The sequence below is a fragment of the Qiania dongpingensis genome, from assembly GCF_014337195.1.
Taxonomy (GTDB): Bacteria; Bacillota; Clostridia; order Lachnospirales; family Lachnospiraceae; genus Lientehia; species Lientehia dongpingensis.
The window spans coordinates 2735907-2761650 of sequence record NZ_CP060634.1; the positions used below are offsets into that span (position 1 = coordinate 2735907).

25 protein-coding genes are annotated in these 25744 nt (G+C 52.7%); 19 read left to right on the plus strand and 6 right to left on the minus strand.

What is annotated here, in order from left to right; genetic code table 11:
* Window positions 1-69 precede the first annotated feature (69 nt).
* A complete protein-coding gene (locus H9Q78_RS12845) occupies window positions 70-939 on the minus strand; it encodes a LysR family transcriptional regulator (protein ID WP_249302193.1) in 870 nt (289 codons plus the stop codon).
* Between the two features lie 150 nt (window positions 940-1089).
* Here H9Q78_RS12845 and H9Q78_RS12850 point away from each other — a divergent pair, with 150 nt between their 5' ends.
* The 16 genes from H9Q78_RS12850 to H9Q78_RS12925 all read left to right on the plus strand — a co-directional run bounded on the left by H9Q78_RS12850 (window position 1090) and on the right by H9Q78_RS12925 (window position 16471).
* On the plus strand, window positions 1090-2193 hold the full coding sequence (locus H9Q78_RS12850; RefSeq protein WP_249302195.1) for a carcinine hydrolase/isopenicillin-N N-acyltransferase family protein: 1104 nt from the start codon (window positions 1090-1092) through the stop codon (window positions 2191-2193).
* Between the two features lie 14 nt (window positions 2194-2207).
* The gene (locus H9Q78_RS12855; protein WP_249302197.1) at window positions 2208-3578 is read left to right on the plus strand and encodes a phenylacetate--CoA ligase family protein; all 1371 of its coding nucleotides are present in this window, start codon (window positions 2208-2210) and stop codon (window positions 3576-3578) included.
* Window positions 3575-4333: an ABC transporter ATP-binding protein gene (locus tag H9Q78_RS12860; RefSeq protein WP_249302198.1), complete on the plus strand. Its 759-nt coding sequence runs from the start codon at window positions 3575-3577 to the stop codon at window positions 4331-4333. Before H9Q78_RS12855 ends, H9Q78_RS12860 begins: the two co-directional genes overlap by 4 nt.
* A 12-nt stretch (window positions 4334-4345) precedes the next feature.
* Window positions 4346-6697, plus strand: a complete 2352-nt coding sequence (locus H9Q78_RS12865; protein ID WP_249302199.1) for an ABC transporter permease — start codon at window positions 4346-4348, stop codon at window positions 6695-6697.
* Between the two features lie 125 nt (window positions 6698-6822).
* Complete coding sequence (locus H9Q78_RS12870) at window positions 6823-7593, plus strand: SDR family NAD(P)-dependent oxidoreductase (protein WP_249302200.1); 771 nt, start codon at window positions 6823-6825, stop codon at window positions 7591-7593.
* 59 nt (window positions 7594-7652) lie between these two features.
* Complete coding sequence (locus tag H9Q78_RS12875; protein ID WP_249302201.1) at window positions 7653-8267, plus strand: cyclophilin-like fold protein; 615 nt, start codon at window positions 7653-7655, stop codon at window positions 8265-8267.
* 46 nt (window positions 8268-8313) lie between these two features.
* A complete protein-coding gene (locus H9Q78_RS12880; protein WP_408635207.1) occupies window positions 8314-8988 on the plus strand; it encodes an amino acid ABC transporter permease in 675 nt (224 codons plus the stop codon).
* Window positions 8989-8992: 4 nt separating this feature from the next.
* On the plus strand, window positions 8993-9745 hold the full coding sequence (locus H9Q78_RS12885; protein WP_249302204.1) for an amino acid ABC transporter ATP-binding protein: 753 nt from the start codon (window positions 8993-8995) through the stop codon (window positions 9743-9745).
* 34 nt (window positions 9746-9779) lie between these two features.
* A complete protein-coding gene (locus H9Q78_RS12890) occupies window positions 9780-10628 on the plus strand; it encodes a transporter substrate-binding domain-containing protein (protein ID WP_249302206.1) in 849 nt (282 codons plus the stop codon).
* Window positions 10629-10782: 154 nt separating this feature from the next.
* Window positions 10783-11034 (plus strand): hypothetical protein, encoded by a 252-nt coding sequence (locus H9Q78_RS12895; protein ID WP_249302208.1) that lies wholly within the window; start codon window positions 10783-10785, stop codon window positions 11032-11034.
* Window positions 11035-11069: 35 nt separating this feature from the next.
* Window positions 11070-11681 carry a LysE family translocator gene (locus tag H9Q78_RS12900; protein ID WP_249302209.1) on the plus strand — a complete coding sequence of 204 codons (612 nt, stop codon included), beginning with the start codon at window positions 11070-11072 and terminating at the stop codon, window positions 11679-11681.
* Window positions 11682-11722: 41 nt separating this feature from the next.
* A complete protein-coding gene (locus H9Q78_RS12905) occupies window positions 11723-12364 on the plus strand; it encodes a cyclophilin-like fold protein (protein ID WP_249302211.1) in 642 nt (213 codons plus the stop codon).
* A gap of 36 nt (window positions 12365-12400) precedes the next feature.
* Window positions 12401-13579, plus strand: coding sequence for a MalY/PatB family protein (locus tag H9Q78_RS12910; protein WP_249302213.1), 1179 nt, complete (start codon window positions 12401-12403; stop codon window positions 13577-13579).
* Window positions 13580-13639: 60 nt separating this feature from the next.
* A complete protein-coding gene (locus H9Q78_RS12915) occupies window positions 13640-14158 on the plus strand; it encodes a flavodoxin family protein (RefSeq protein ID WP_249302215.1) in 519 nt (172 codons plus the stop codon).
* 22 nt (window positions 14159-14180) lie between these two features.
* Entirely contained in the window at window positions 14181-15272 is a 1092-nt protein-coding gene (locus tag H9Q78_RS12920) for an aldo/keto reductase (RefSeq protein ID WP_249302217.1), read from the plus strand.
* 23 nt (window positions 15273-15295) lie between these two features.
* The gene (locus H9Q78_RS12925) at window positions 15296-16471 is read left to right on the plus strand and encodes an iron-containing alcohol dehydrogenase (protein WP_249302224.1); all 1176 of its coding nucleotides are present in this window, start codon (window positions 15296-15298) and stop codon (window positions 16469-16471) included.
* A gap of 71 nt (window positions 16472-16542) precedes the next feature.
* On the opposite strand, the gene H9Q78_RS12930 is transcribed toward H9Q78_RS12925, so the two are convergent.
* Window positions 16543-16722, minus strand: a complete 180-nt coding sequence (locus H9Q78_RS12930) for a hypothetical protein (protein ID WP_249302225.1) — start codon at window positions 16720-16722, stop codon at window positions 16543-16545.
* Window positions 16723-16860: 138 nt separating this feature from the next.
* Here H9Q78_RS12930 and H9Q78_RS12935 point away from each other — a divergent pair, with 138 nt between their 5' ends.
* Complete coding sequence (locus tag H9Q78_RS12935; RefSeq protein ID WP_249302226.1) at window positions 16861-17049, plus strand: DUF2196 domain-containing protein; 189 nt, start codon at window positions 16861-16863, stop codon at window positions 17047-17049.
* 35 nt (window positions 17050-17084) lie between these two features.
* Here H9Q78_RS12935 and H9Q78_RS12940 read toward each other — a convergent pair whose 3' ends face one another.
* From H9Q78_RS12940 to H9Q78_RS12950, 3 genes are all read right to left on the minus strand, one after another.
* Complete coding sequence (locus H9Q78_RS12940) at window positions 17085-18599, minus strand: catalase (protein WP_249302227.1); 1515 nt, start codon at window positions 18597-18599, stop codon at window positions 17085-17087.
* Between the two features lie 24 nt (window positions 18600-18623).
* Window positions 18624-20147, minus strand: coding sequence for a serine hydrolase (locus H9Q78_RS12945; protein ID WP_249302228.1), 1524 nt, complete (start codon window positions 20145-20147; stop codon window positions 18624-18626).
* 62 nt (window positions 20148-20209) lie between these two features.
* Entirely contained in the window at window positions 20210-20620 is a 411-nt protein-coding gene (locus tag H9Q78_RS12950) for a rhodanese-like domain-containing protein (RefSeq protein ID WP_249302230.1), read from the minus strand.
* Window positions 20621-21005: 385 nt separating this feature from the next.
* On the opposite strand from H9Q78_RS12950, the gene H9Q78_RS12955 reads away from it, so the two are divergent.
* Complete coding sequence (locus tag H9Q78_RS12955) at window positions 21006-21710, plus strand: LytR/AlgR family response regulator transcription factor (RefSeq protein ID WP_249302232.1); 705 nt, start codon at window positions 21006-21008, stop codon at window positions 21708-21710.
* Here the strand turns inward: H9Q78_RS12955 and H9Q78_RS12960 are convergent.
* Entirely contained in the window at window positions 21703-23541 is a 1839-nt protein-coding gene (locus tag H9Q78_RS12960; RefSeq protein WP_249302234.1) for a GHKL domain-containing protein, read from the minus strand. The two genes, H9Q78_RS12955 and H9Q78_RS12960, sit on opposite strands and share 8 nt — an antisense overlap.
* Between H9Q78_RS12960 and H9Q78_RS12965 the strand changes: the two genes are divergently transcribed.
* Window positions 23527-25461: a hypothetical protein gene (locus H9Q78_RS12965; protein WP_249302236.1), complete on the plus strand. Its 1935-nt coding sequence runs from the start codon at window positions 23527-23529 to the stop codon at window positions 25459-25461. The genes H9Q78_RS12960 and H9Q78_RS12965 overlap by 15 nt on opposite strands.
* Window positions 25462-25744 lie beyond the last annotated feature (283 nt).

Below are 25744 nucleotides of genomic sequence, written 5' to 3' on the forward strand. Positions count from 1 at the left end.
CAGCTATGTGGCTGTAATGCTGTCCCTTTTCGTCAGCCATAAATCAAATCATGCAGCGGCGCTGGTCTGCTATTGCACTATCTCCTGCATTTTCAACAGGAACCTGGACGCCGCCCTGGAGAATACCTGATACCGCTTCCATACAAGGGTTGCGGTGGATTCCAGCTTGGGAGACAGCGGCCGGAAGCAAAGACTGCAATTTCCGTCGGTATAGATCAGCTTGTCAAAGCTCAGGGCATATCCCAGCCCTTCGTCCACCAGAAGCGAGGCATTGTATACCAGATTATAGGTGGCCACCACATTCAACTTGGCAATGTCCTTTTTCAGCCATTTGACTTCAGGGTCCGCCTGACGGGAGAGGATCAGCGGTTTATCCCACAGATCCTCCGGCGTGATGGTTTGTTTCTGAGCAAGCGGAGAATCTGTGCGCATCAATACTCCCCATGTGTCTTGAAGCGGAATCTCTCTGGATTCATATTTTTGAGGATCAACAGGTCCATATATCAGTCCCAGATCGATGAGTCCTTTGTCCAATTGTTCCAGTACAAACTCGATGTTCCCGCTGGATATGTGGTAGTGGATGTTTGGATATTGTGTCTGGAGCTCCTGTGCGGCTTTGCCGAAAAGACGGACAATATCTGTTTCAGCGGCGCCAATGTAGACATCGCCTTCGATTACATCATCGGAGGCGGCAATCTCCCGTTCGGTTTTCCCAACCAGATCGAGAATTTCCTCCGCACGCTTGCGCAGGATCATCCCCTCTTCCGTCAGTGTAATCCTACGGTTGCTGCGGATGAAAAGCTGTTTGCCCAGTTCCTCCTCCATGTCTTTTAACTGGCGGGAAAGGGTTGGCTGAGAGAGATGCAGCGATTCGGCAGCGCCGGAAATGCTTTGCTCTCTGGTAACGGCTAAGTAATACTGTAAAACGCGAAGTTCCATAAAGACTGCCTCCTTTCAACTAAACCCAGTATAGCAATTTTATCTATGCTTGTAAAGCAGAGATAGGCATCCGATATAAGTATTTGTTATTTCAGATGCGTGCTGGTACAATAAAATCAAAGCTGAAGGATAACAAAGGAGTGAAGTCGGATGAAAAAAAGATTTCTTGCCGTTTTGATGGCGAGTCTATCCATAGCCATGCTGGTGACCGGGTGCAGCAGCTCAAATGATAACCAACCGGATCCATCCCGTGGCGGAGGGAGTGCGGCGGAAAGCGAAACGGAAGCTGAGGAAACAGCGATTGCACTAACCTCTGAAATAGCAAAGCTGGAGGAGGGATTCTCTGCGGTACGGTTTGAGGGCGATGATGGGTTTGAAGCGTTTCTCGCCGCAGGCGGCGCGTCCTCCGATGGGGAGGTCGTGGAGTTTTTGTCCTCCCACCTGCTGGCGGATTTCGATATTTTGGGCAGCCTGTTTGGATGCAGCACCATCGCGGTTGGGAGTCCCGAAGGCGACCAGCTCTTTGGACGTAATTTTGACTGGCAGAACTGCGACGCACTGGTGGTTTCATCCAAACCCGAGGAGGGCTACGCCTCCATTTCCACGGTGAATATGGATTTCATCAGCCAAAGCGGCGGCGCTGTCGGCGCGGTGCTGAAGCTTAATGACGTGCGGACGCTGGCCGCTCTCTACGCGCCGCTGGATGGTATGAACGAAGCCGGACTTGCCGTATCGGTCAACATGATCCAGGATTCCGCGACCATTGATCAGAATACGGACAAGACGGATATCACCACCACCACGGCCATCCGCCTGCTGCTGAACAAGGCCGGAAATGTGGAAGAGGCACTGGGGTTACTGGAGCAGTACGATATGCACGCCTCGATGGGAATGATGATCCATTTTGCGCTTGCGGATACCACTGGACGCAGCGTCGTAGTGGAATATGTAAACAATGAAATGATCGTGACCGAGACGCCGGTGGTGACGAACTTTTATCTGGCTGAAGGCGAGAAAAACGGGATCGGCACGGCTCAGTCTCATGAGCGGTTTGAGATATTGACACAGGCCCTTTCTGAAAAGGGAACAATGAGCATGCATGAGGTCCGGGACGCGCTGGACAGTGTGAGCAAGGACAACTTTGGCGAATTTGAATCCACCGAGTGGAGCGCCGTTTTCAATTTGAATAACGGCACAGCACACTATTACCACCGTGAAAATTATGAGAACTGCTATGTGTTTCAGATCGGATAAGGGAGGCGAAGCGAATGAACTATTTAAACCTGTTGTGGGAACTGTATACCCTGAAGCAAAACGAAAAGAAAACCTGTGAAGAGATGGCAGAATTACAGCAAAAGAAACTGCGCCATATGCTGGCCTTTGCCTATGAGCAGTCCGGCTACTACCGCAAAGCCTTTGAGGCGGCGGGAATCACCAAACAGAGTATTCAGACAGCTCCGCTATCGCAATTTCCTGTACTCACCAAAGCAGAACTTCTCGCTCATTTTGACGAGCTGGTCACAGTTCCTGACTTGACCCAGGAGGAAATGCGGCGGTTTGACGCTGAGGAGGCGGTGGACCGCAAGCCCTTCAAAGGAAAATACCATGTGGTGCATTCCTCCGGGAGCACAGGAAAACCGGGATATTTTCTATATGATGACGCTGCGTGGAGTCATATGCTGCTGGGAATCATCCGGGGCGCGCTGTGGGGCATGTCCATGCTGCAAATCTTGAAGCTGCTGGCCCGCGGCCCCCGCATCGCCTATCTTGCGGCGACGGATGGACGTTACGGCGGCGCCATGGCGGTGGGCGACGGGATCGACGGCGTTCACGCCAAGCAGATGTATCTGGATATCAAAACGCCGCTTGCGGAGTGGATCGGTCACATTCAAGAGTTTAAGCCAAATATGATCATCGGTTATCCGTCGGCCATTAAGATTCTTGCTGAGCTTGTGGAACGCGGTGAAGTGGAGTGCAAGGTCTTTCGGGTGATCTCTTGTGGGGAACCGCTGGGAAGCAGCCTGCGGCACTATCTGGAGAAGACTTTCCATGCCGAGGTTGTGAATTTCTACGGGGCAAGCGAATCTCTCGCTCTGGGTGCGGAACTCGATCCCAGAGACGGTATGGTTTTGTTTGACGATATGAATGTGATCGAGGCGGAGGACGGGCACATGTACCTGACTTCTCTTTATAACTTTGCGCAGCCCTTGATCCGCTATGAGATTTCGGATCACCTGACGCTGCAGAAGCCGGACCGCAGTAGCAGGTATCCCTTTTCAAAAGCGGTTGGGCTTCTGGGAAGAAACGAAGACGTTTTGTGGTTTACCGACGGAAATGGAAATCGGGAGTTTTTACATCCCCTGGCCATTGAAGGCTTCTGCATAGAGGGTCTGCTTGATTATCAATTTCAGCAGACCAGTTTGGATACCTTTGAGATGCTGGCGGAAACCTCTGCGGCAGCGTCCAGAGATGAAATCCGCCGCGAGATGCTGGAGCAGATGAGCGGCATCCTAAAGGAAAAAAAGCTCTCCTATGTGCAATTTTATGTGCGGTTCGTGGATGAAATCACGCCGGATCCACAGACGGGGAAAAAGCGCCTGATTGTAAATTCGTTCGAGGAAGAGAGGCCTGCGGTATGAAAAAAGTTCTTTTGCAGGGCAGGGACATCTGCAAGTCGTTTGCACAAAACGGCGAAACCATCCCGATCTTAAACAAAGTGAATATGGAAGTTTATGAGGGGGATTTCACAGTGATCATGGGGGCGTCCGGTGCCGGTAAATCAACGCTTTTGTACGCGCTCAGCGGAATGGACAGCATCACAAGCGGAGAGATCGAATACCGGGGCAAGAGGATCAGCGGCCTTACGGAAAAGGAGATGGCCCGGATCCGGGCGAAGGAATTTGGCTTTGTTTTTCAGCAGACCCACCTGGTAAGCAATTTGACTCTGTTTGAAAATATCGTGGTGGCTGGATATGTGGGCGGCGGCAGACCAAGGGATGTACAGCAAAGAGCGTCTGAACTGCTCTCTCGGATGCATGTGGATGGTGCGAAGGATCGTCTGCCGTCGCAGACCTCCGGCGGAGAGGCGCAGCGTGCCGCCATTGCGCGGGCGATGATTCAAGGTCCCGGACTGATTTTTGCCGACGAGCCCACGGGTGCGCTCAATAAATCCAACAGCGAAGAGGTTTTGAACCTGCTGTCAACCCTGAATTCTGACGGGCAGAGCCTTTTGATGGTCACCCATGATGTGCGTGCGGCGATTCGAGGCAACCGGATTCTTTATCTGGAGGATGGCAAAATCCTCGATGAGTTTACGCTGCCCGTTTACAGCGCGGCTGATGCGAGGCAGCGTGAAACCCAGACAACACAGTGGCTTTCCTCTTTGCGCTGGTAAGGGGGGACTGAAATGGAATATAAAACTTTGTTAAAAGCAGGCATTCAAAAGCACAGGGGCGTCCTCACCGGGATTTTCATCCTGATCCTGCTGATATCCTTATCTCTTGGTACCGTACTAACGGTTTGGATGAATTCGAGGAGCTATATCAGCTCCGAACGGAACCGTGCGGGATTCGGGGATCTGACTGCCTGGGTGTCCGGTGTGCCGGATACCGAGAGCCTGACAGAGGGTATCACGGCGCTTTCCGATGTGGAGCGAGTGGAAGCACAGGACATTGTGTTCTCCAATTATACCGCTCATGAACAGGAGTCCGACAGTGAGGGGCAGCTCATTCTTTATACTTCCCAGGAAAGCCGTTACCGGTTCTTCACCGGCGATCTTGCCGGTTATCTGACGGACACACCAAAGATCGCGCCGGGTGAAGTCTACATTTCGCCGTCGCTCATCTCCATGATGGGCGTGGGAATCGGGGACGAAATCCACTTTGCCATCGCCCGTAACGGCAAAACGGTTTCTCTCACGATTGCGGGCTTCTACGAGGATCCCTTTATGGGCAGTTCGATGATCGGCATGAAAGGCTTCCTCATCGGTGAGGAAGATTATGCGGCAATCACCGAGACAGCCGTGGGCGCCGGGATTGACGCGCTTGCCCGCCCCGGCCAGATGCTTCATATTTTCCAGACGACGGACAGCACGCTGACCACTGGGGAGCTCAACGGAATCCTGAATGAAAATACCAGCCTGCCTGCCTACACGGAATTTGTCCACAGCAACCAGGCCATATCCGGGTTTATGCTGATTTTGCAAAATGCTTTCAGCGGACTGCTTCTAGCTTTTGTGGCGGTACTGCTCCTTGTGGTACTGGCCGTGCTGGGGCACAGCATCACCGGCGCCATCGAGGCGGACTATGTGGACATGGGCATTCTCAAAACTTGCGGGTTTACCAGTATGCAGCTCCGGTTGGTTCAGCTCATGCAATATGCCGCTCCCATTTTACCGGGGATGCTGCTGGGGCTTGGTTTGGCCGCACCGCTCAGTCTTCTGGTAAGCAGTGTCACCCTATCCACAACCGGTGTTTTGATTCCGGCCCGGCTCCCCTGGGGGCTATGTCTGGGTGCCTTTACCGCCATTCTGCTGCTGCTTGCAGGCTTTATCGTCTTAAAAACAGGGAAAATTGGGCGTGTCACCCCCATGAAAGCCATTCGCGGAGAGACGGAGGGCCCCGCCCATCCTATGGGGAAGACGGCCCCAATCAGCGGAAAGCATTTGAGCGTTTCGCTCGCCGTGCGGCAGCTAATCACAGGGAAAAAGAAGTATGTGAGCGCTCTGATCGTCGCCATCCTGCTGGTGTTCTTCGCCTCCATGATCGGGCGGATGGACGCCTGGCTGGGAGCGGACGGCAAGGGTATGATGGACGCTTTTAATCCTGCCGACCACGACATCGGCGTGCAAATGTTCGGGCAGCACACGGATGAGGAGGCACAGAACCTTGTGCTCTCCTATACAAGTATCACCGATACTTATCTGCTTGCCATGCCCGGCGTGGCAGTAAACGGCATCGACTACACCGCCAATGTCATTTCTGAGCCGGACCGCTTTCACATTTTGGAGGGAAGGACCAGTACTGCCGATCACGAGATTGTCCTGACCGAGTTTGCAGCCGCCGATTTAGACGTATCCATCGGCGATACGCTCACCGTCACGGGAGACAGCGGCAGCGGCGAATACCTGGTGACCGGCATCTACTCCTGCGCCAACGACATGGGCGCCAACGTGGGGATGAGCCGGGAGGGGTACCTCAAAATCGGACGCGACGACCCGCAGATCTGGTGTCATCATTACTTTCTCAGCGACCCTTCTCAAAAAGGGGCGATCACCGGGGCTTTGGACGCGGCCTTCGGCGGCGATGTTCATGTACATGAAAACACCTGGCCCGGCCTGTTCGGGATTATCTCAGCCATGCAGGCGCTGGTAGCTTTTCTGTATGGGATGGTACTGCTCTTTATCTTGATTGTCACCGTGATGACCGGCAGCAAGATCCTCTCGGCGGAGCAGCGGGATATCGGCATTTACAAAGCCATTGGCTTCCTGGACAGACGGCTTCGTTTCTCCTTTGCTTTACGCTTTGGAATCGTCGCTTTGCTTGGCTCTTTGGCAGGCGTGCTTTTGGCGGCGGCAATCACCGATCCGCTGGTTTCCAGCGTGATGAAGTTTGCCGGCATCAGTAATTTCGCATCCCATCCAGGTGTGGTTTCTGTCCTTTTCCCAGCGGTGCTCGTCACCTTGCTGTTTATGGGCTTTGCCTATCTTGCGGCGGGTAAGATTAAGCGGACGGATTTGACCGTCCTAATTACAGAATAAAAAATAGCTGAGCGGCAGCGGAGCTATTTGCTACTCTGCGATTCAGGAGGAATTGCAGAGGTTCCCCTCCCTCTTTTTATGGAGTGAGGAGCGAGCGCAATAAAAAATTTTAGGAGGATTCCATTATGGATCAGCAGATGTTACAAGGAAAAATCGCTATTATCACCGGGGCCAGTTATGGCATGGGCAGCACCATTGCCGAGGTTTTTGCCGAAGAGGGCGCGGCGGTCGTGCTGACGGCCCGCCATCAGGAGAAGCTGGATGCGGTTGTCGATGATCTGAAAGACAAGGGATACCGTGCCATCGGTGTGGCGGCGGATACCGGTTCCACAGAAGATACCGTGCGGGTGTTTAAGGAAACCATCAAGGCTTTTGGAGATGTGGATATTCTCGTCAACAATGCCGGAATCGGAGAGCAGACCATCATCGACGAGACCACTGATGAGTGGATGCAGCACATCATGAATGTCAATCTGGGCGGCCCTATGCGGTATATCCGCGAGGGACTGAAATATTTTCTGCCCAAGAACGAGGGCGTCATCATCAACATCTCCTCGGTGAACGGCACCCGCCCCTTCTGCGGTGCAAGCTATACCGCTACCAAGGGCGCGCTCAACACACTGACAAAAAATGTGGCCATGCGGCTGATCGAGACCAATATCCGCTGCAATGCGGTAGCGCCCGGCGCGACCGTGACCCCAGCACATCTGGCCAACCGGGCCGGCGAGCAGCCCGGCGGCGCCAAAATGCTGGAGCACAGCGGCCATTTCGTCTACTTCCCCGGCCCTGAATGCGAACCGATTGATCAGGCGTATGCCTGCCTGTATCTCGCCAGCAAAATGGGCCGTCATGTAAAAGGCCAGGTCCTGCAGGTATGCAATGGTGCCTTCCTTTGATATGAAAAACTTTGAACTCTCTGATGTGCCATACAAAAGGCGCAGGAAAGGAACTTACGATGAAAAAGAATACGCTGAGAAGGCCTTCTCTTCTCCTCGCCTTATCTCTTGTGTTTGTGATGATATTGGCCGGCTGCAGTCAAACGAACGGAACGGAGGGGGATGATTCTCCTTCCTCCACGCCAGAGGTGAGCAGCGTCCCAAGCTCTACACCTGACAGCACCGATGACCGCGGAGATTCTTCTTCGGAAACGGCTGCAGCCGCAGCAGAACTCTATGTACGGTTTGGTGACAACGGCGCATCCTTTACGATGCACCTCTACGACAACGATACGGCAGCCGCGATTGCCCGGCATGTGGGAACCGCCGACTGGAGACTTCCCATTTACCATTATGATGATTATGACAACTGGGAAGTTATGCAGTACTATGACATCCCCAGCCGGTATGAAATCCCCTCGAACCCTGAAAATGTGACCGCAGAGCAGGCGGGAACGGTCTACTATTCCGAACCGAACCGCATTGTCCTGTTCTTTGGGGACGCTGAGGTATCCGGTGAATATACACCGGTTGGCTATTTTGACGCCACAGAAGAATTCATCACCGCCGTTGAGGAGAATCCTGTGCTCGAAGGCTGGGGCAACAAGATAATCAACATCAGCGCCGACGAGTAAATAAGGGCAGGAAAATGGATGAGAAGGGAGGATATGCAAAGCTATGATAAGCGAACGATTGTGGGATATATTGGTCGATTCCTTCGGGAAAATCATTTTGCCCGGCCTCACCATGACGATCCCACTGACTGTAATTTCCTTTACTTTTGCACTGATCCTTGCAATTGCCGCCGCCATGGTACAGTTTGCCGATATCAAGGGCCTTAAACAGGTGGCCAGGTTTTATATTTGGGTGGTCCGCGGTACACCGCTGCTGGTACAGCTGTTCGTGATCTTCTATGGGCTTCCCAATCTAGGCATCGTTATTGACCCGTTTCCGGCGGCAGTCATCGTATTCTCCGTCAACGAAGGGGCCTACTGCGCAGAAACCATTCGGGCTGCGCTGGAATCGGTGCCTGCCGGTCAGCTGGAGGCAGGGTATTGTGCCGGAATGTCCTATCTGCAAACCATGCGCCGGATTATTCTGCCTCAGGCAATGCGCACCGCATTCCCGCCCTTGTCCAACTCGTTAATCGCTATGGTTAAGGACACCTCTCTCGCCGCTAACATTACGGTGACGGAAATGTTCATGGTGACACAGCGCATTGTAGCGAGGACCTATGAGCCGCTTGCGTTATATATTGAGGTCGGTTTGATCTATCTGCTGTTTTCCACCGTACTGACAAAGCTGCAGCGCATAGGAGAGAAGAAGCTTAATGCTCATGGCAAACAGGGAGGTTAATCATATGCTGGAGATCAAAAATATCCGAAAATCCTTTGACGGGACAGAAGTACTCGGCGGTGTGGATATCCATGTCGATCAAGGCGATGTGGTGGCGATCCTCGGTCCCAGCGGTTCGGGCAAGACCACGCTGCTGCGCTGCATCAACTTTCTGGAAACGGCGGATGCGGGTATGCTGGTGTTCGACGGGGAACGTTTTGAGTTTGATTCCATCAGTAAAAAGGAAATTGCTGGACTGCGAAAGAAAACCGCTTTTGTTTTTCAAAATTATAACCTGTTCCGCAACAAGACCGCTCTCCAAAACGTGACGGAAGGACTGGTCGTCGCACGAAAGATGCCGAAGCAGCAAGCGGTAGAGATTGGAAAACAGGCGCTGGATAAGGTAGGGCTTTCTGATCGGTACGATTACTACCCAAATCAGCTTTCCGGCGGACAGCAGCAGCGCGTAGCCATTGCAAGGGCACTGGCCACCAACCCGGAGATCATCTATTTCGATGAGCCGACCTCGGCGTTGGATCCGGAATTGACCGGCGAGGTGCTGGCCGTTATGCGGCAGCTTGCCGATGAGGGAATGACCATGCTGGTTGTCACCCATGAAATGAGCTTTGCCAGGACCGTATCCAATAAAGTGGTTTTTATGGAAAACGGAGCTGTCATAGAGTCCGGTGATTCAAGGACTTTCTTTGAAAATCCGCAGGAAGCCCGAACGAAGGAATTTCTCCGCACAATTAACGAGAGTGCCGGCTTAACAAGTTGAAATGATTACAAACCATAAAAAGGAGTACAAATTCATGAAAAAGAGACGTTTTTTGGCATTGTTTATGGCTGTTGCCATGCTTGGCATTTTTGCCCTGACCGGCTGCTCCGGGAACAACACACAGCAGCAAGATAATACATCTGCCCCTTCCGCACAGACAGCAGAGGGCGACTTGCTCGCCCAGATTCGGGAACGGGGCGACATCATTGTGGCCATGGAAGGGACCTGGGCGCCCTGGACTTATCACGATGAGGACGACAATCTGGTCGGCTACGATGTGGAAGTCGCGCAGGCCATTGCGGAAAAACTGGGTGTAGAGGCCACATTTGTGGAGGGCGAATGGGACGGTCTTCTTGCGGGCCTTTCCGCGGGCCGTTATGACATCATGGTCAATGGTGTAGATATCGATCCCGCGCGGCAGGAGACCTATGATTTTTCCGACCCCTATGCCTATAACCGCACCGCTGTCATCACCACAAATCAGAACAGCGACATCAATACGCTGGAAGATTTACAGGGGAAACACACCGCCAATACCATCTCCAGCACCTATGCGCAGCTGGCGGAACAGTATGGTGCAGAAGTGACCGGCGTGGACGATTTGAACCAAACCTTTGAACTGCTTCTCAGCGGCCGCATCGACGCCACGCTCAATGCGGAGATGACCTATTATGATTACATGAAAGCCCACCCGGAGGCGGAACTGAAGATCGCGGTGCTGACTGAGGAAGCCAACCGGATTGGAATTCCCATGCGCAAGGGGGAAGAAACCGCCGCGCTTCGGGAAGCGATCAACAATGCGTTGGCAGAACTGGGCGAAGAGGGGGTACTGTCTGAGCTTTCCGAAAAATACTTTGGCAGAGACATTTCTCAGGCTTCATAAAAGGAGCAGCGAATTTACCCTCGGACCAGTTTCGAGGGTTCTTTTGTGCTTTGATTATGCCTTTAGGGTATGGTTTTCCATTTGATATAGGTATTTGATATTGAAACGGACGACAGTTATAATAAATTTACAGGAAACAAAGAGGGAGACCCTAATGAAGAGGTATGAGAAAATGAAAGCGTATCAAAGCGAGGAGGACATCATTCAAAATCTGAAGGATGCAGGCTGTGATGAAGATACCATTCGGACCTTTCTGGAAGATTTACAGCGCGGAAAACGGATGACTGGAATCCAGCTGCTTGAGAAGCACAGGTGCTGTCTGGTGGATCACCTCCATCAAGACCAAAAGCAAATAGATTGTCTGGACTATCTCCTCTTTATGATGCGAAAAGAACAAGAAATCTAAGACTTGTACAAACAATACGCTGGGAGGTGAGAGAATTGGCGGGTTATTTTTTGAGAGGCATTTTGATCGGATTGCTGTTTGGCATTCCGGTCGGTGCGGTGGGCGCTATGACATTGCAGCGCACATGGAGCTTTGGATTTCGGGCCGGGCTGCTGACAGGACTTGGATCCTCTGTGGCTGACTGCCTCTATGCCATTGTCGGGGCTTTTGGACTGACCCTGATCTCCGATTTCCTTTTACAGCATCAGACAATCATCAACCTTCTCGGCGGCGGACTCATTTTGATTATGGGAATCCGGCTGATAGTAAAAAAAACCGAAGCTGTTGTGACAGAGGCAGAAGCAGCCCGAGGAGCGAAGATGTTCCTGTCCTCCTTCGCCATTGGAATTACCAACCCGGCAGCCATCCTTACCTTCCTGTTCGCCTTTTCCTATTTTGGTATTTCAGGAACGGCAGGGCTTCTTGAGGGAACCGGTTTGGTGTGCGGTGTGTTCATTGGGACCTATATCTGGTGGACAGCGCTATCCGCCGCAGCCTGTGCCATCAGGAAAAAAACAGGCAGCCGCAGCTTTCGCCAAATGAACAAGGTATTCGGTGGAATTCTCACTGTGTTTGGCGCTGTTGTGTTTTTACGGCTGCTCCTCTAAAAATGATTGCGAACCGTTACTGGTCAGAAAGGAAGGGAAAAATGAAACGAATCTTGATCGCTCTATGCAGCCTGGTTTTGGCACTCTCTCTGGCGGCTTGCGGCAGCAACGGACAAAATGGGGCTTCTGCAGGAGAAAGCGCGGCTCCCTCTTCATCAGAAATCGCAGATGTGGGAGACACATCCGCATCACTGAATCCGCCATCCTCAGAGCCTTCTGCGCCGTCTTCTTTGGAAGAGCCTGACTCATCCACACAGTCTTCCACGCAGCCTTCTGTGCAAACGCCGTCATCGGAGCCGGCAGACAATGAATCTTCAGAAAAAAATGAGGTACTAAAAATGAACGTGCAAGTTGGAAGCAGCACCTTTACGGCAACGCTTGAGGAAAATGCCGCGGTGGATGCTTTGATAGAGATGATGCAAAGTGCGCCTGTGGTGATCCAGATGAGTGATTACTCCGGCTTTGAGAAAGTAGGCTCTCTGGGAACCAGCCTTCCCGCCAGCGACAGCCAGACCACCACACAGGCCGGAGATATTGTACTGTACAACGACAACCAAATTGTTATCTTTTATGGTTCTAACTCGTGGAGCTATACACGGCTGGGGAAAATTGATGACCTGTCCGGTTGGGAGGAGGCGCTCGGAAGCGGAGATGTGCAGGTGACTTTCTCCATCGCCCCTTGAAACGGAACGAAACCAAGAGAACGGAGGGAATCAACTATGACAGCATTTGATATACCGGTCAATCGTAGGAATACAAACGCTCTGAAGTGGGATGTGGCGGAAAACGAGCTGCCCATGTGGGTGGCAGATATGGATTTTGAAACCGCTCCGGCAATCCGGGAGGCAGTCGCAGCACGGGCGGCGCATGGGGTTTTCGGTTATACCGTCGTACCCGATACTTGGTATCGGGCTTATATGGGCTGGTGGCAAAGCCGGCATGGGTTTTCCGTGGAAAAAGATTGGCTGATCTTCTGCACAGGCGTTGTCCCTGCCATCTCCAGTATGGTGCGCAAGCTGACAACACCGGCGGAAAAGGTTTTGATCCAGACACCGGTTTACAACATCTTCCATAGCTCCATCGTGAACAACGGCCGTCAGGTGCTGGAGAGTCCTTTGAAGTACGATGGGACGGAATACCGTATCGACTTTGCCGATTTGGAGGAAAAGATCTCCGACCCTCAAACCACGCTGATGATTCTCTGCAACCCGCATAATCCGGTGGGCAAGATTTGGGATTGGGATACGTTGGCGCGGATCGGCGAACTGGCGGCAAGGTATCATGTGACGGTCGTGTCCGATGAGATCCACTGTGATCTGACTGCTCCCGGAAAAGAATACATTCCATTCGCTTCGGTTTCTGATGCGTGCCGTGAGAACAGTGTCACCTGCATCGCCCCTACAAAAGCCTTTAACCTGGCGGGGCTGCAAACAGCGGCTGTAGTCGTTCCAAACAGGCATCTGCGCCACAAGGTCTGGCGGGCATTCAATACCGACGAGGTTGCCGAGCCGAATGCCTTTGCGGTGGACGCCGCAGTGGCCGCCTTTACCAGAGGGGCGGATTGGCTCGACGAACTGCGAACCTATCTCCATGAGAACAAGCTGCTGGCGGCAGCATACGCAGAGAAGGAAATCGGACGAGTAAGGGCTGTTCCGTCTGAGGCCACTTACCTTTTGTGGCTGGACTGTACGAAAATGCTCGGCTCCGTTTCCGAAGCGGCACGGTTTATTCGAGAAAAAACAGGACTGTATCTTTCGCAGGGCAGCCAGTATGGAAAGGGCGGCGAATATTTCCTGCGCATGAATATCGCCTGTCCGCGCTCGGTTCTGCTGGATGGACTGGACCGTTTGAAAGACGGCGTTTTGGCATATGAAGAGTGGGCTGTGGCGCAATGCTAAACCGAAATGCCCGTCCCTGAGCCCAACAGAAATTACGATGGTACGATAGGAGGAGAATACATGAATATTTTAGTTTTGAACGGCAGTCCACGCCCAAACGGAAACACTGCCGCTATGGTGGAAGCCTTTGTAGAAGGCGCAAAAGAGAACGGACACAACATCACGGTGGTGCCCGTTTGTCAAAAGAGTATAGCAGGGTGCCTTGCCTGCGAGTACTGTCACACCAAAGGTGAAGGCAAATGTATTCAGCAGGATGATATGCAGGAGGTTTACCCGGTTTTAGAGGCGGCTGAGATGATCGTGCTGGCATCGCCGGTTTACTATCACAGCTTTACCGGCCAGCTCCAGTGTGCCATCAATCGTATTTACGCACTGGATAAGCCGAAAAACCTCAAGAAAGCAGCTTTGTTTTTGAGCTCAGGCAGCGACAATGTATATGGCGGAGCGATCTACGAATATCAGAATTCCTTTTTGGACTATCTGAAGCTTACGGATATGGGCGTTTTCACAGCGTTTGATCAGCAAAACAAGTCAGAGGAAAAGCTCAGCGAGCTGCGCGAATTTGGGAAATCGCTTTAACAAGCATTTGTAGGAGGAACTTATGGAATATCGCATTTTACCGCATGGCGGAGAACAAATCAGCGTCATTGGCCTGGGAAGCAGCAGCATCACCGGAACAGAGCAGGAAATGACCGCCGTTCTGGAAGCCGCTCTGCAAAACGGGGTCAACTACTTTGATATGGCGCCCTCGGAGCGTGCGCCCTTTGCGGCCTATGCCAAAGCGTTTGCAGGCCGGCGAGACGAAATCATCACCCAGATGCACTTCGGCGCCATCTATAAGGGCGGCAAATACGGTTGGACGCGCAAGCTCAGTGAAATTAAAGAGCAGTTTGAGTGGGAACTGAATCATCTGAATACCGATTACACCGATATCGGCTTTGTCCACTGCACTGATGATTTGGAGGATCTGGAGGTCGTAATGAACGGCGGCCTCTGGGACTACATGAAAGGGCTAAAGGATGAAGGGAAAATTCGTCATCTTGGATTTTCTTCCCACAACCCGGAAGTTGCCCGCCGCATCCTCGATACTGGTCTCGTGGATATGATGATGTTCAGCATCAACCCCGCCTATGATTACCGCAAGGGCAGCTACGCCATCGGGGAGGTGGCGGAGCGGGCGGCGCTCTATCGGGAGTGTGAGCGCATGGGCGTGGGCATTTCCGTGATGAAGCCCTTTGCGGGCGGCCAGCTTTTAGATGCGAAAACCTCTCTTTTTAAGCGGGCGCTGACCCATGTGCAGTGTTTCCAGTATGCGCTCGACCGCCCCGCCGTGCTGACGGTGCTGCCCGGCGTGCGCAATATGGCGGATTTGCAGACGGCGCTGGGGTACCTTACAGCCACGCCGGAGGAGCGCGACTATTCCATCATTGGGGAATTTACTCCACAGGACGCGGACGGCATCTGCGTCTACTGCAACCACTGTCAGCCCTGCCCCAAAGGACTGGACGTGGGGTTGATCAATAAATATTACGATCTGGCGCTGGCCGGCGATGAGATGGCGGCGGGACATTATCAAAAGCTGCCGCTTCACGCGAGTGATTGCGCCCGGTGCGGCCACTGCGAAAGCCGCTGCCCCTTCCATGTAAAGCAGGAAGCGCGGATGCGAGAAATTGCGCAGTATTTCAACCAATAAATCTTTATCAGGAGGAAACGGACATGTTAGGAAACTTTAGCTATGCAAACCCCACCAAACTCTACTTTGGAGAAGATTCCCTCAACTATCTCAACGATGAGCTTCCAAAGTACGGAAAAAACGTGCAGCTTGTCTACGGCGGCGGCTCCATCAAGAAAAACGGCATTTATGACAAAGTGCTGGAAATTTTGAAAGCGGGCGGCAAAACCGTGTTTGAGGATGGCGGCGTGATGCCCAATCCCACAGTGCAAAAGCTCTATGAGGGCTGCAAAATCGCAAAGGAAAATGCGGTCGATTTTATTCTGGCTGTGGGCGGCGGCTCGGTATGCGACTATGCCAAGGCGGTTTCCGTCTCCGCTTATTGTGAGGAGGATCCGTGGGAGAGGTATTATCTTCGTATGGAGGACGTGGCGCCCAACACCCAAATTATCCCTGTCGGCTGCGTGCTGACCATGGTGGGCACCGGCTCTGAGATGAACGGCGGCGCGGTGATTACAAACCATGAACAGAAACTCAAAATTGGGCATGTTTTCGGGGAGAATGTATTCCCCAAATTTTCGATCCTCAACCCCACCTTTACTTTTACCCTGCCGAAATACCAGATGGCGGCAGGCATCTATGACATTTTCAACCATATCTGCGAGCAGTACTTCTCTGGTGAGGACGACAACACCAGCGACTACATCAGCGAGGGGCTGATGCGTTCCGTGATTCATTCATCCCGCATTGCCATCAAAAACCCCACCGACTATGAAGCACGCAGCAACCTCATGTGGACGGCTGCCTGGGCGCTCAATACCCTTGTGGCAAAAGGAAAAACCACCGATTGGATGGTGCATATGCTGGGACAGGCGGTGGGCGCTTATACCGACGCCACTCACGGCATGACCCTCTCAGCGGTTTCTATGGCGTATTACCGTTACATCTGCCGGTTCGGCCTTGCTAAATTTGTGCGGTTCGCTGTAAACGTGTGGGACGTTGAGTCCGCGAATAAAACACTGGATCAGATTGCCTCCGAGGGCCTCAATCGCATGGAACAGTGGATGAACGAACTTGGTCTTGTCATGAACGCGAAAGATTTAGGCGTTACCGAGGATATGATCGACAGCCTTGCCGAGAGCACCCTTATCATGGAAGGCGGTTTCAAAGTGTTGGCCCATGATGAAATCGTGGAAATATTCAAAGCAAGTATAAAATAAAAGAGAGACGAAAATAGGAGAAATAAAACCGTAGGTTATGTAATTCACTTAGTGATACGTAACCTACGGTTTTACCTTACTTTTTCCTGCCTTTGGCGTCGGCGGGCGGGAATGGCCAGGAGATTTCTCACCCGGCCTTCCAGGTGCTTCTCGATGGCGGCCAGATGTTCCTCCGGCAGATTGAGGATTTCGCGACGCTTGAAATGGAAACCGGTCATATGCCTGAGCTGCTCCTTCTGCTTAGTCCCCATGACCTCCGCGCACACCTCCTCGTAGAAAATTAAGGATTCTTTCTTTCAGGCCCGTTATGACATGCAGAACGAGGAGATTGAAAATATCCGCAAGCTGTATCTGGGATCGGCTGAGGATGTAATGCCCTGCGGGAGGCAATGGATAATCTGATTGAAGTTCAGACAAGAGCAGTCGTTTACGCAGATCAACATTCGGAGGATGAAGTTCAGGAATACATGGACGCAGAAGTGTATCCCTTGCGGTATGGTTTCCATCCCCATGGCATCAAGGTCATGCTGGAGGACGGACAGGTCGGCCGCGTGCAGGAGATAATCAGTAAGGCTTAAAACAAATAGATTATACTCTGTATTCTGTAGAAAAGTCACGGTTTTAATGTTGCCTGAACGAGTGTTTTGTGATCGCCTTTTGCGAGCTCCTTTACCCGTTCAGGGGAAAGACCCAGGGCTCTTGTCATGCGTTCGCCGTATTCCGGATCTGCCCATGTGCAGTGGACGGCATGGCGGTATTTGATATTTTCGGTGACAGGAGCGATATTCCGGGCGGTGTTCTCGATGAGAAGCGCCTTTTTATCCTCGGAGAGCACGCGCCACAGATCGCCGCCGGCCCGGAAGCAGTCATCGGTGGGATCGTCGGCCGGATCATAGGCATACATGGCGCCGGAAAGATCCAGCGGCGGCTCCATCACCTCGGGCTGGGCGGCCCAGACTCCCGCGCTGTTGGGGCTGTAAGCCGGAGCCGCGCCGTAATTTCCGTCCACCCGCATGGCGCCGTCCCGGTGATAGTCGAAAACGGCCGCGTGCTTTGCCTGGTTGACAGGGATCTGATTGGAGTTGACGCCTAAGCGGTAGCGGTGGGCGTCGCCGTAGACGAACAGTCTTCCCTGCAGAAATTTATCCGGTGAAAATCCGATGCCGGGGACCACATGGGCTGGGGTAAAAGCCGCCTGCTCCACCTCGGCGAAATAATTCTCAGGCCAGCGGTTAAGCTCCAGTTCACCTACCTCGATGAGCGGATATTCTTTGTGCCTCCAGATCTTCGTGATATCAAAGGGATTTTCATAATGTTTTTTTGCCTGTTCTTCGGTCATTACCTGAATGTACATGGTCCATTTAGGGAAATCACCGCGTTCAATGGCCTCCAGGAGGTCGCGGCCGGCGCTCTCACGGTCAGTCGCACAGACCTCGGCCGCTTCGGCATCCGTCAGGTTTTTGATGCCCTGCTGGGTGCGGAAGTGGAATTTCACCCATACACGTTCATTTTTGGCATTGTACATCGAGAACGTGTGCTCACCATAGAAATGCATGTGCCGAAAACCGTCCGGGATGCCGCGGTCGGACATGACGATGGTGGTCTGATGAAAGGTTTCTGGCAGAAGAGTCCAGAAATCCCAGTTGTTCTGGGCGCTTCGCATCCCCGTCCGGGGATCCCGCTTGACCGCCCGGTTCAGATCCGGGAAGTTATGTACGTCTCTCAGGAAGAAGGTAGGGGTGTTGTTGCCGACCAAGTCCCAATTGCCTTCCTCCGTATAGAATTTCACAGCTACGCCGCGGATATCCCGTTCTGCATCCGCGGCTCCGCGTTCTCCGGCCACGGTAGAGAAGCGGAGGAACAGTTCAGTCTCCTTACCAATCTCTGAAAAAAGCTTTGCTTTGGTGTACTTTGTAATGTCATGGGTAACGGTAAATTTTCCATAAGCTCCCCAGCCCTTGGCGTGCATCCGCCGTTCAGGGATCACCTCCCGGTCGAAATGCGCCAGCTTTTCCAGCAGCCATACATCCTGGAGCATTACCGGTCCCCGCGGTCCCGCGCTCAGAGAATGTTCATTTTCGGCGACAGGCGCACCGGCTTCATTGGTTAATTTCTTCGAATCGTTCATGTTATCAGCCTCCTTTATTATTTATTAGTAAATGCTGCCCGCTTTGCGGACAAGTGTTTCCATGAGCAGTTCCATTTTTTCTATTTCCGGGCGGTTTTGCAGGCTGTAGTCCGCCGCCATACGTTCAAGGCGGGGAAAGGCAAGCCAGGTGCTGCCCGTTTCGTCCTCCCAGACGGAAATACGGAGCGGCAGCTCCAGAGAGACGCTCTGATCCGCCTGCATCAGGCCGGTGCCAACTTTGGGAGAACCAAAGACCAGGACCGTGGTGGGACGAAGGGAGAGTCCCGCCTGTTTTGCATTTTCGGCGTGGTCGAACTTGGCGAATAGAGGAATCTCGCGAGCGGCCAATTCTTTTTCCAGCTTTCCGACCGTTTCCTGAACCGGCAGCTGACCCTCGAGCAGGTATAATTTGTTGTCGTCATAGTTGGTGGAGAGCAGGTCGCCAAAGGCTCCGGCAATCCTTCGGCCGAGATTTGTGAAATCTACTCCCTCCCGGTTTGCGAGCAGGGTCACGCAGACCAGCTCATCCGGGTGCGTAAAACGGCTTAAAAATGAGGAATATCCAGGGACAGAGCCTTTGATATCCATGAGTCCGCGGTGCTTATAGAACTGCCATCCGGCCACGGCGGGAACCTCCTCGCCGCTTGGGAGCTTCCAGGGGGCGTAGATCAGCGAGCGGTGCTCTGGCTCATGGATCAGTACGCCTCCTGCGAGTCCGATGTCCCAGAAGGAAATATCCTGCGCCGATGCCCAGATATCAGAGAATCCCCGAAGTGCCGAAGAAGAGACGCGGGGAATCAGCCTGCCGTCCGGCCCATAACTGGCAGCCGTTTCGGTGGGATCAATATAGGCTCCGTTCTTTTTAAAGATCTGGTGGACATTTTCAGAGAGGGAAACATCTTCGTGGACAAATTTATCCAGGTCCTCCGCAAATCCCGTGCGCCGCAGTCCTAAAAATTCAATCTGGCGCTGTGTGACGAAGTCATGATAGGTTTTTCCGCTCACTCGTTCAATGATTTCCGTCAGCAGCAGAAAGTTGGTGGCGCTCTGCTCTACATTCGTTCCGGGAGCAAATGTCAGGGGACGGCCTGCGGCGAGTTCTATGAGCCGGCTGAATTCCCATTCCTGGTGCGGGTCCCATGCTTCACTTTTGCGGTAATCCGGCAGGCCGGACGCGTGGCGCAGCAGCTGAAGAAGAGTGATCTTTTGCCACGTTTTCGGGATATCTGGGATGTATGTGCCGACATTGTCCGAAAGATTCAGTCTGCTGTCTTCGTATAGCTGCATTGCCGCCACGGCGGCAAACGCCTGAGAAATCGGTCCGGATGGCCACATGGTGTTGGCGGAGGCAAGACGCTTCTGCCCCGCGTCGGAAAGACCGTATCCTACAACTCGCGGAATGTACGGAGCCTGTACGATGGCAAGGGTCAGGCCGGGGATTTTCTTCCGCCGCATAAATTCCCAGATCATCTGGTCTACAGTCTCACCGAGGTAGGAGACATCGGCACTGCCTCTCATTTTCATGGTTTCACGTTCTCGTGTGTTCATATTGCCTTCCTCTCTGTGTCAGTGATATCTAATGACGTATACCACTGCCGCGAATCAGCAGTTTATTTGCCGCTGCCGCCAATAGTTTCATAAGGCCAGTCCACAATTCCGCCGAAATCGTAGATCTGCGTGTAGCCTAATTTCACCAGTTTGTCTGATGCCTGTTTACTGCGTACACCGGTACGGCAGTGGATCAAGAGTACCGCATCCTTATCAGGCAGCAATTCAGGCGGTTCCGTTCCAATGGATTCCACCGGTACCAGCACGGCATCAGGAATATGTTTTTCGGCGTATTCCTCTGCCGTGCGGACGTCCACCACGGTGACGCCGCCCTCATCGAGCATTTTCTTGGCTTCTTCCGCCGTGATCTTGTGGTAGGCTTCCCCATCGGACGGCTTGCTTTTTGAAGAACAGGCGGCGAACAGTACTGCACAGCATATAGCAAGAGTTAAAACTAACGGCATTCGTTTCATGAGCTTCCCTCTCTGTTCTGTATATATTTTTATTACAGTTATATTGTAATAATAGCAGGTACAGTATAGGCTGTCAAGAGAAGATTATAAAATTTTGTTACAAATGGTAAATAATCAGAGAATAATGGATTTTTCTTGTAACTGGCGGAAGATTGGATGGATGGAAGTATTTTCGAATTTCTCTTGTTACGATAAGACATTTAAAATCATCGGACAACCTGCTTTCGACATTTTTATTGACTTTATTTTACCAACCGGATATAATGATTTCATAGAAAAGCGGCGTTGGGAAATACTCCCGGCGCCGCTCATTTTATGAAGGCCTGCGGAGAACCCGCAGATGTGGCCGGCCTTTGAAGGCCGGCATCCGAAGTGAGGTGAGACTGTGTACCGTATTATGGTCTGCGACGATGATAAAGCTGACCGGGAGAAGACAGAAGCTTTAGTCATCCGCTTAATGGAAAGGCTGGGTGAAGCCTGCCGGACGGAATATGCGGCGTCTCCGGAAGAGTTACTGAGAGCCAGGGAAAAGGGGGCGGAATGGGATCTGATCCTTTTGGATATTCTGATGGACGGGCCTTCGGGCCTTCAGCTGGCGGAGGAACTGCACCGGGACGGCGACGGGACAGACGTGGTATTTGTCACCAGCTGCGCGGAATATGCACTGGAGGGATACCGTTCCTATCCGGTGAGCTATCTGCTCAAACCTTTGACGAAAGAGAACCTGATGCCGGTATTGGAGCACTGCTTGTCCCGCTGGCGCGAAGAACCGTTTTTAAACCTGGATATCGGGGAAGGAGGCAGGGAAATGGTGCCCCTAAAGGAGATCTGCTATATTGAAGTGTTCCGCCGGGAGCTGGTGGTGCACTGTGCCGGCCGGGACGTCACGGGCACGGGGGCGCTCTCGGCCGTCATAAAACAGCTGCCCGCCACAAAATTTTACAGAAGTCACAGGAGCTTTCTTGTCAATCTGGAATGGGTCACCGGGATCCAGCGCTATCACTATATCCTGAAAGACAGAAATACGGTTCCGATCGCGGTGCGGAGCTATGCGGAGGCGCAGCAGAAATGGCTGGACTATTTTAGCTGACGGAGCTGGGCAGGGACAAGATTCCGCGGACCGTAAAGGTTCCGTTCTCTTTCACAGCGCTCATGGCGCCGCTGTACTTTTCCGTGATGCGGGCTATCGCCGGCAGGCCAAGGCCGTGATTTTGGCTGTCCTGCTTCGTAGTGGGAAACGGCCCGGAGCTTTTTCCGGGGCCGGCGGAGTTGACGCAGAGAAAGGACAGCAGGTTCCCGTTCAGGGACATTTCAAAGCGGATATATGGCTTCACCTCGCGGGGAAGAGAAGTACAGGCTTCCACGGCGTTCTGCAGGAGATTGGAAAGCAGAGTGCAGAGCTCTGCGTCCGAAAACGCCAGTTGATCCGGCACAAGGACAAGGCAGTCCACCTTTATTCCTTTTTGGCGCGCCGGCTCCAGATAGCTGCACAGCATGGCGTTGATGAGAAAGTGGCCGGAGTAGTACAGGGAAGGGAGCGCGTTCTTTTCATTTCGGAGTACACGAAGGTATTCTTCGAGACGCGGAAGGCTTCCTTCTTTACAGAGAGCGGATAATGCTTCGATATGATGATTCAGCTCATGCTTCATGGCCCTGACTTGCCTGGCGTTTTTCTGCATCTGTGCTGCGCTCTCAGCCGCAAACCGGTATTGCAGAGATACGGTTTGGAGCTCCCTGCTTTCTCTCAAAAGGGAGAGAATACGGCGGACCATCATGACGGCAAACAAAAGAACTAGGAGGACGCCTGCGTACTCATTCTGCCACAGTCCGCGGATCGGTTCAAACATGTTGGAATCCCACAGATCAATCAGGACACTGACTCCGAGAACGGCGGCCGCCCCCATGATCAGAGCGGCAGATTCCGAATTTTTCCGATAAAGCCCGATGCCTGTCAGGACTGCCAGGACGGCCCAGACGAAAAGCTTGTACCAGTCGGTAAAGAAACCGTAGAATTTGACGAAGCCGCCGTCAGCGGGTATGAGGACCAGGACGGAGAACGCAGTAAAAAGACATGCGGCGAGGAGAAACGGCCGCAGCGCCCGGCGGTACCATTTTTCCCGTTCCAGGTGTGCCGACAGAGCGGCCAGATGGACGGCTTGAGCCAGCACAAAAAGCCAGGAAGAATCCTCAGCCGCATACCAGAGCCTGCCCGCAGCGCCTGCCTGCCAGATGAGGGGATGGGCGCAGTAAACGGAAAAAGCCAGGCACAGAAGGCCGAAATGGAAGAACAGCTTGTCCCTGTATTTGGACAGCCACACCGCCGCGGAAAATAAAGCAAGGGTCAGTCCGGAAAAGCAGACCGCGGTATAACATAAGGTGCGGATGAAGAACAGACGGCTGATCTCCTCCGGGGTTCCCAGGGCGGGAGGATAAGTCAGTCCGCTGTAGTAGTGGTCTTGGTTTACAGTCTCCAAGGTGAGCAGGGTATCCGGTCCGCCCACCGGGACGGCGGCCTGGGTCCCGTCCCCGTCGGTGACTGCGGGGACGCCGTTTATATATAAGGTATATTGTGTGAAGATAGTAGGAATCTCCAGGAGAAGGATACGGGGAGCGCCTTCATACCGGAGGGTGAGAGTATAAGTTCCCGTTCCGAAGGGGGAATTCCTTTCGGACAGATAGGAAAAATTGGAATACTGCCCGATAAAGACTTCCTGCCCGTCCAGCAGCCATCCGTCTATCAAAAATAACGGACGGCCGAGGTCGGATTCGGAGAAGGCAAACACACCGTTTTCCCCATATGGAGGGCCGGCGGTATATTTGTTGTCGGCCCTGTAAGCGAGGGCCAGGAGCAGAGAAAAAATCAGCAGCGCGGCGGCAGCGGGAGCTGAGGAAAGGAAGTGTCTTTTATGGATTTTTCGCATTGCAGAGCCTTTCTTATGCTGTGTGCGCTGTTGCTGTTTGGCGCGGCGGCGCAGGTATGTGCGGCAGACAGCGGACTGACAGGTTATTATGAAGATATTGAGCCGAAGGAGGATCTGTACCTCCCTTCCGGTGCCAGCTACGAGGATTTTAAAAGCGAAGCGGGCTGGTTTAGGTGGCTGTACTTAAACGGGGATGAATCGGAAGATCCTCTGTTCTTCCCGGTTGAATGGGATCAGTCGGAATATGAGGGCGCCTTGAGCAGAGGAGAAAAGGTTTTTTCTGTTCATGGAGAATATAAGCCGCCGGATCCGGAGTCTCAGGCGTGGGATGAGACGACCCATGACAGATGGGATTCTGGCGAAATCCAGATTAAACCTGGGAGCGCCATAGAGATCATTGTCCATATCCGCCCTGAGGATTTGGTCACAGTCTATAAACCCAGTCCCGACATGCAGATTCAGACAATCTGGATAGACCGGGATTCGCCTCCGGACTTTTCTTCCTTGTATTTGGCCAAATATGATTGCCTGATACAGGAAGAAAGTCCCTATGATACGGAATGGCTGGATTTCAGAATCATCTGGGATGAAGCATCTTATGTAAAAGGACTTCAAAGCGGGGCCGGCAGCTTTGAGGTCACGGGGATTTATAGTGAGCCCTTTTATCCGGAAACGTGGCAGCAGGAACTTTATGAAGCGGGGCTGATTCGTTCAGAAGGCCGTACCTTTGTTGTGGTACGAGTTAAAGATCCCGAGGAACAGATTTACGAGAATCCGTACAGCAGCCGCTTCGGCTATATGTTTCCCCATGAACTGAATGTCTATATCCGTCCGGATACCGGATTTAACGAGGCATTTTTGCCGGCGCTTGGAACCCTGACCATATCTGCCGGAGAAGCGGGCACGATAATGGAATTTGGCCTGGAATGGGATAGGGCAGAGTATGAAGCGGGAATCGCCGGCGGTGAGGACAGTTTTACCGTTTCCGGACACTACGGGCTTAACCCTGGATGGAGCGCAGAAGACCAGGATCGTTTTAAGGATGGACACATAAGGATTGCCGGAGGCACGCCTGAGCCTATCCTCACGGTACATCTCCTGCGGGAGGATCTGCCTTTTACAGTGAAGATGCAGAACCGGGGCGGAGAGCTGATTCCTACCTTTACTTTTCCCTGGCCAAACGGTGCAAAGGAGGTGAACTGGTCCTTTTCCTTTGACAAAGAAACCTGGTATCAGGGGAGCCTTTTATGGAGCTCGGAGTATGAATACAACGATGCATATGACACCGGCGTCGTCTATGATGAGGACGACAGGATGATCGCAGTCCCCGAGGAAGCGCCTGTTCCGCTCTATTGCAAGCTGACAGTGACAGGCTCTGCTTTTGCCGGTGAAACGAAGATCATGAAAGTTTCGCCGGATGGGGAAGGAAACTGGACCATGGACGAGGATCAGAGCGGCGATCACGGAGGAGGCGGACAGGGGGAACATGACCGCCCGGGGAAGGCAGAGACGGAAGACAGCAAAGTCTCTCCTGCGCCGGACATTCCGTCTCCCCCGGAGGAAGAGGCGGCCTCAGAATCCTACAAGGAACGGGAAACAGTTCCAGTATCTATATCCCTGAAAGACTTGCCGGCAGCGGAAACGGCCGGAGCAGTACCCTGCTGGCCCTCCGGGAACCAAGCTGCCGCGGAAGAATCCGCGGAACCTGTTGCAGAGCGGGAAGCGGAGGACGAGACGGCGTCTCTCAGGGAAGAGGCGGCCGATTCGGAGGACAGAGACAATGCACAGATTCCTGCGAAAAACGCAGGAATCCAGCCTTTTGCGGGACATACGCTTAAATATATCGCTGCTGCCGCTGCTACGGTTCTGCTCATATTGTTTGGCATCAGCCTGGAAATACACCATAAAAAGAAACCATAAAGAGAGAAAGCGCCATTGCACAATGGTGCTTTTTTTCTAAGATAGGCTTTTCCAATTTGTTCTTAATTTAACATACTAAATTCTATACGTCAACGGAATGGTATATCATTCGTACCCTATTTCCGTCATTCATGCGGAGTCTCTCCTATTTTCCATTTCTTTTGCTATAATGTGAAAAATCCTGCAATTCATGTCGAATATCCCACGGATTTTGTCAATTATCCCGACTGAGCGCGCAGGAAGGGAATTTATGGTAATTTATTATCGGAAGGGAGGGATTTCG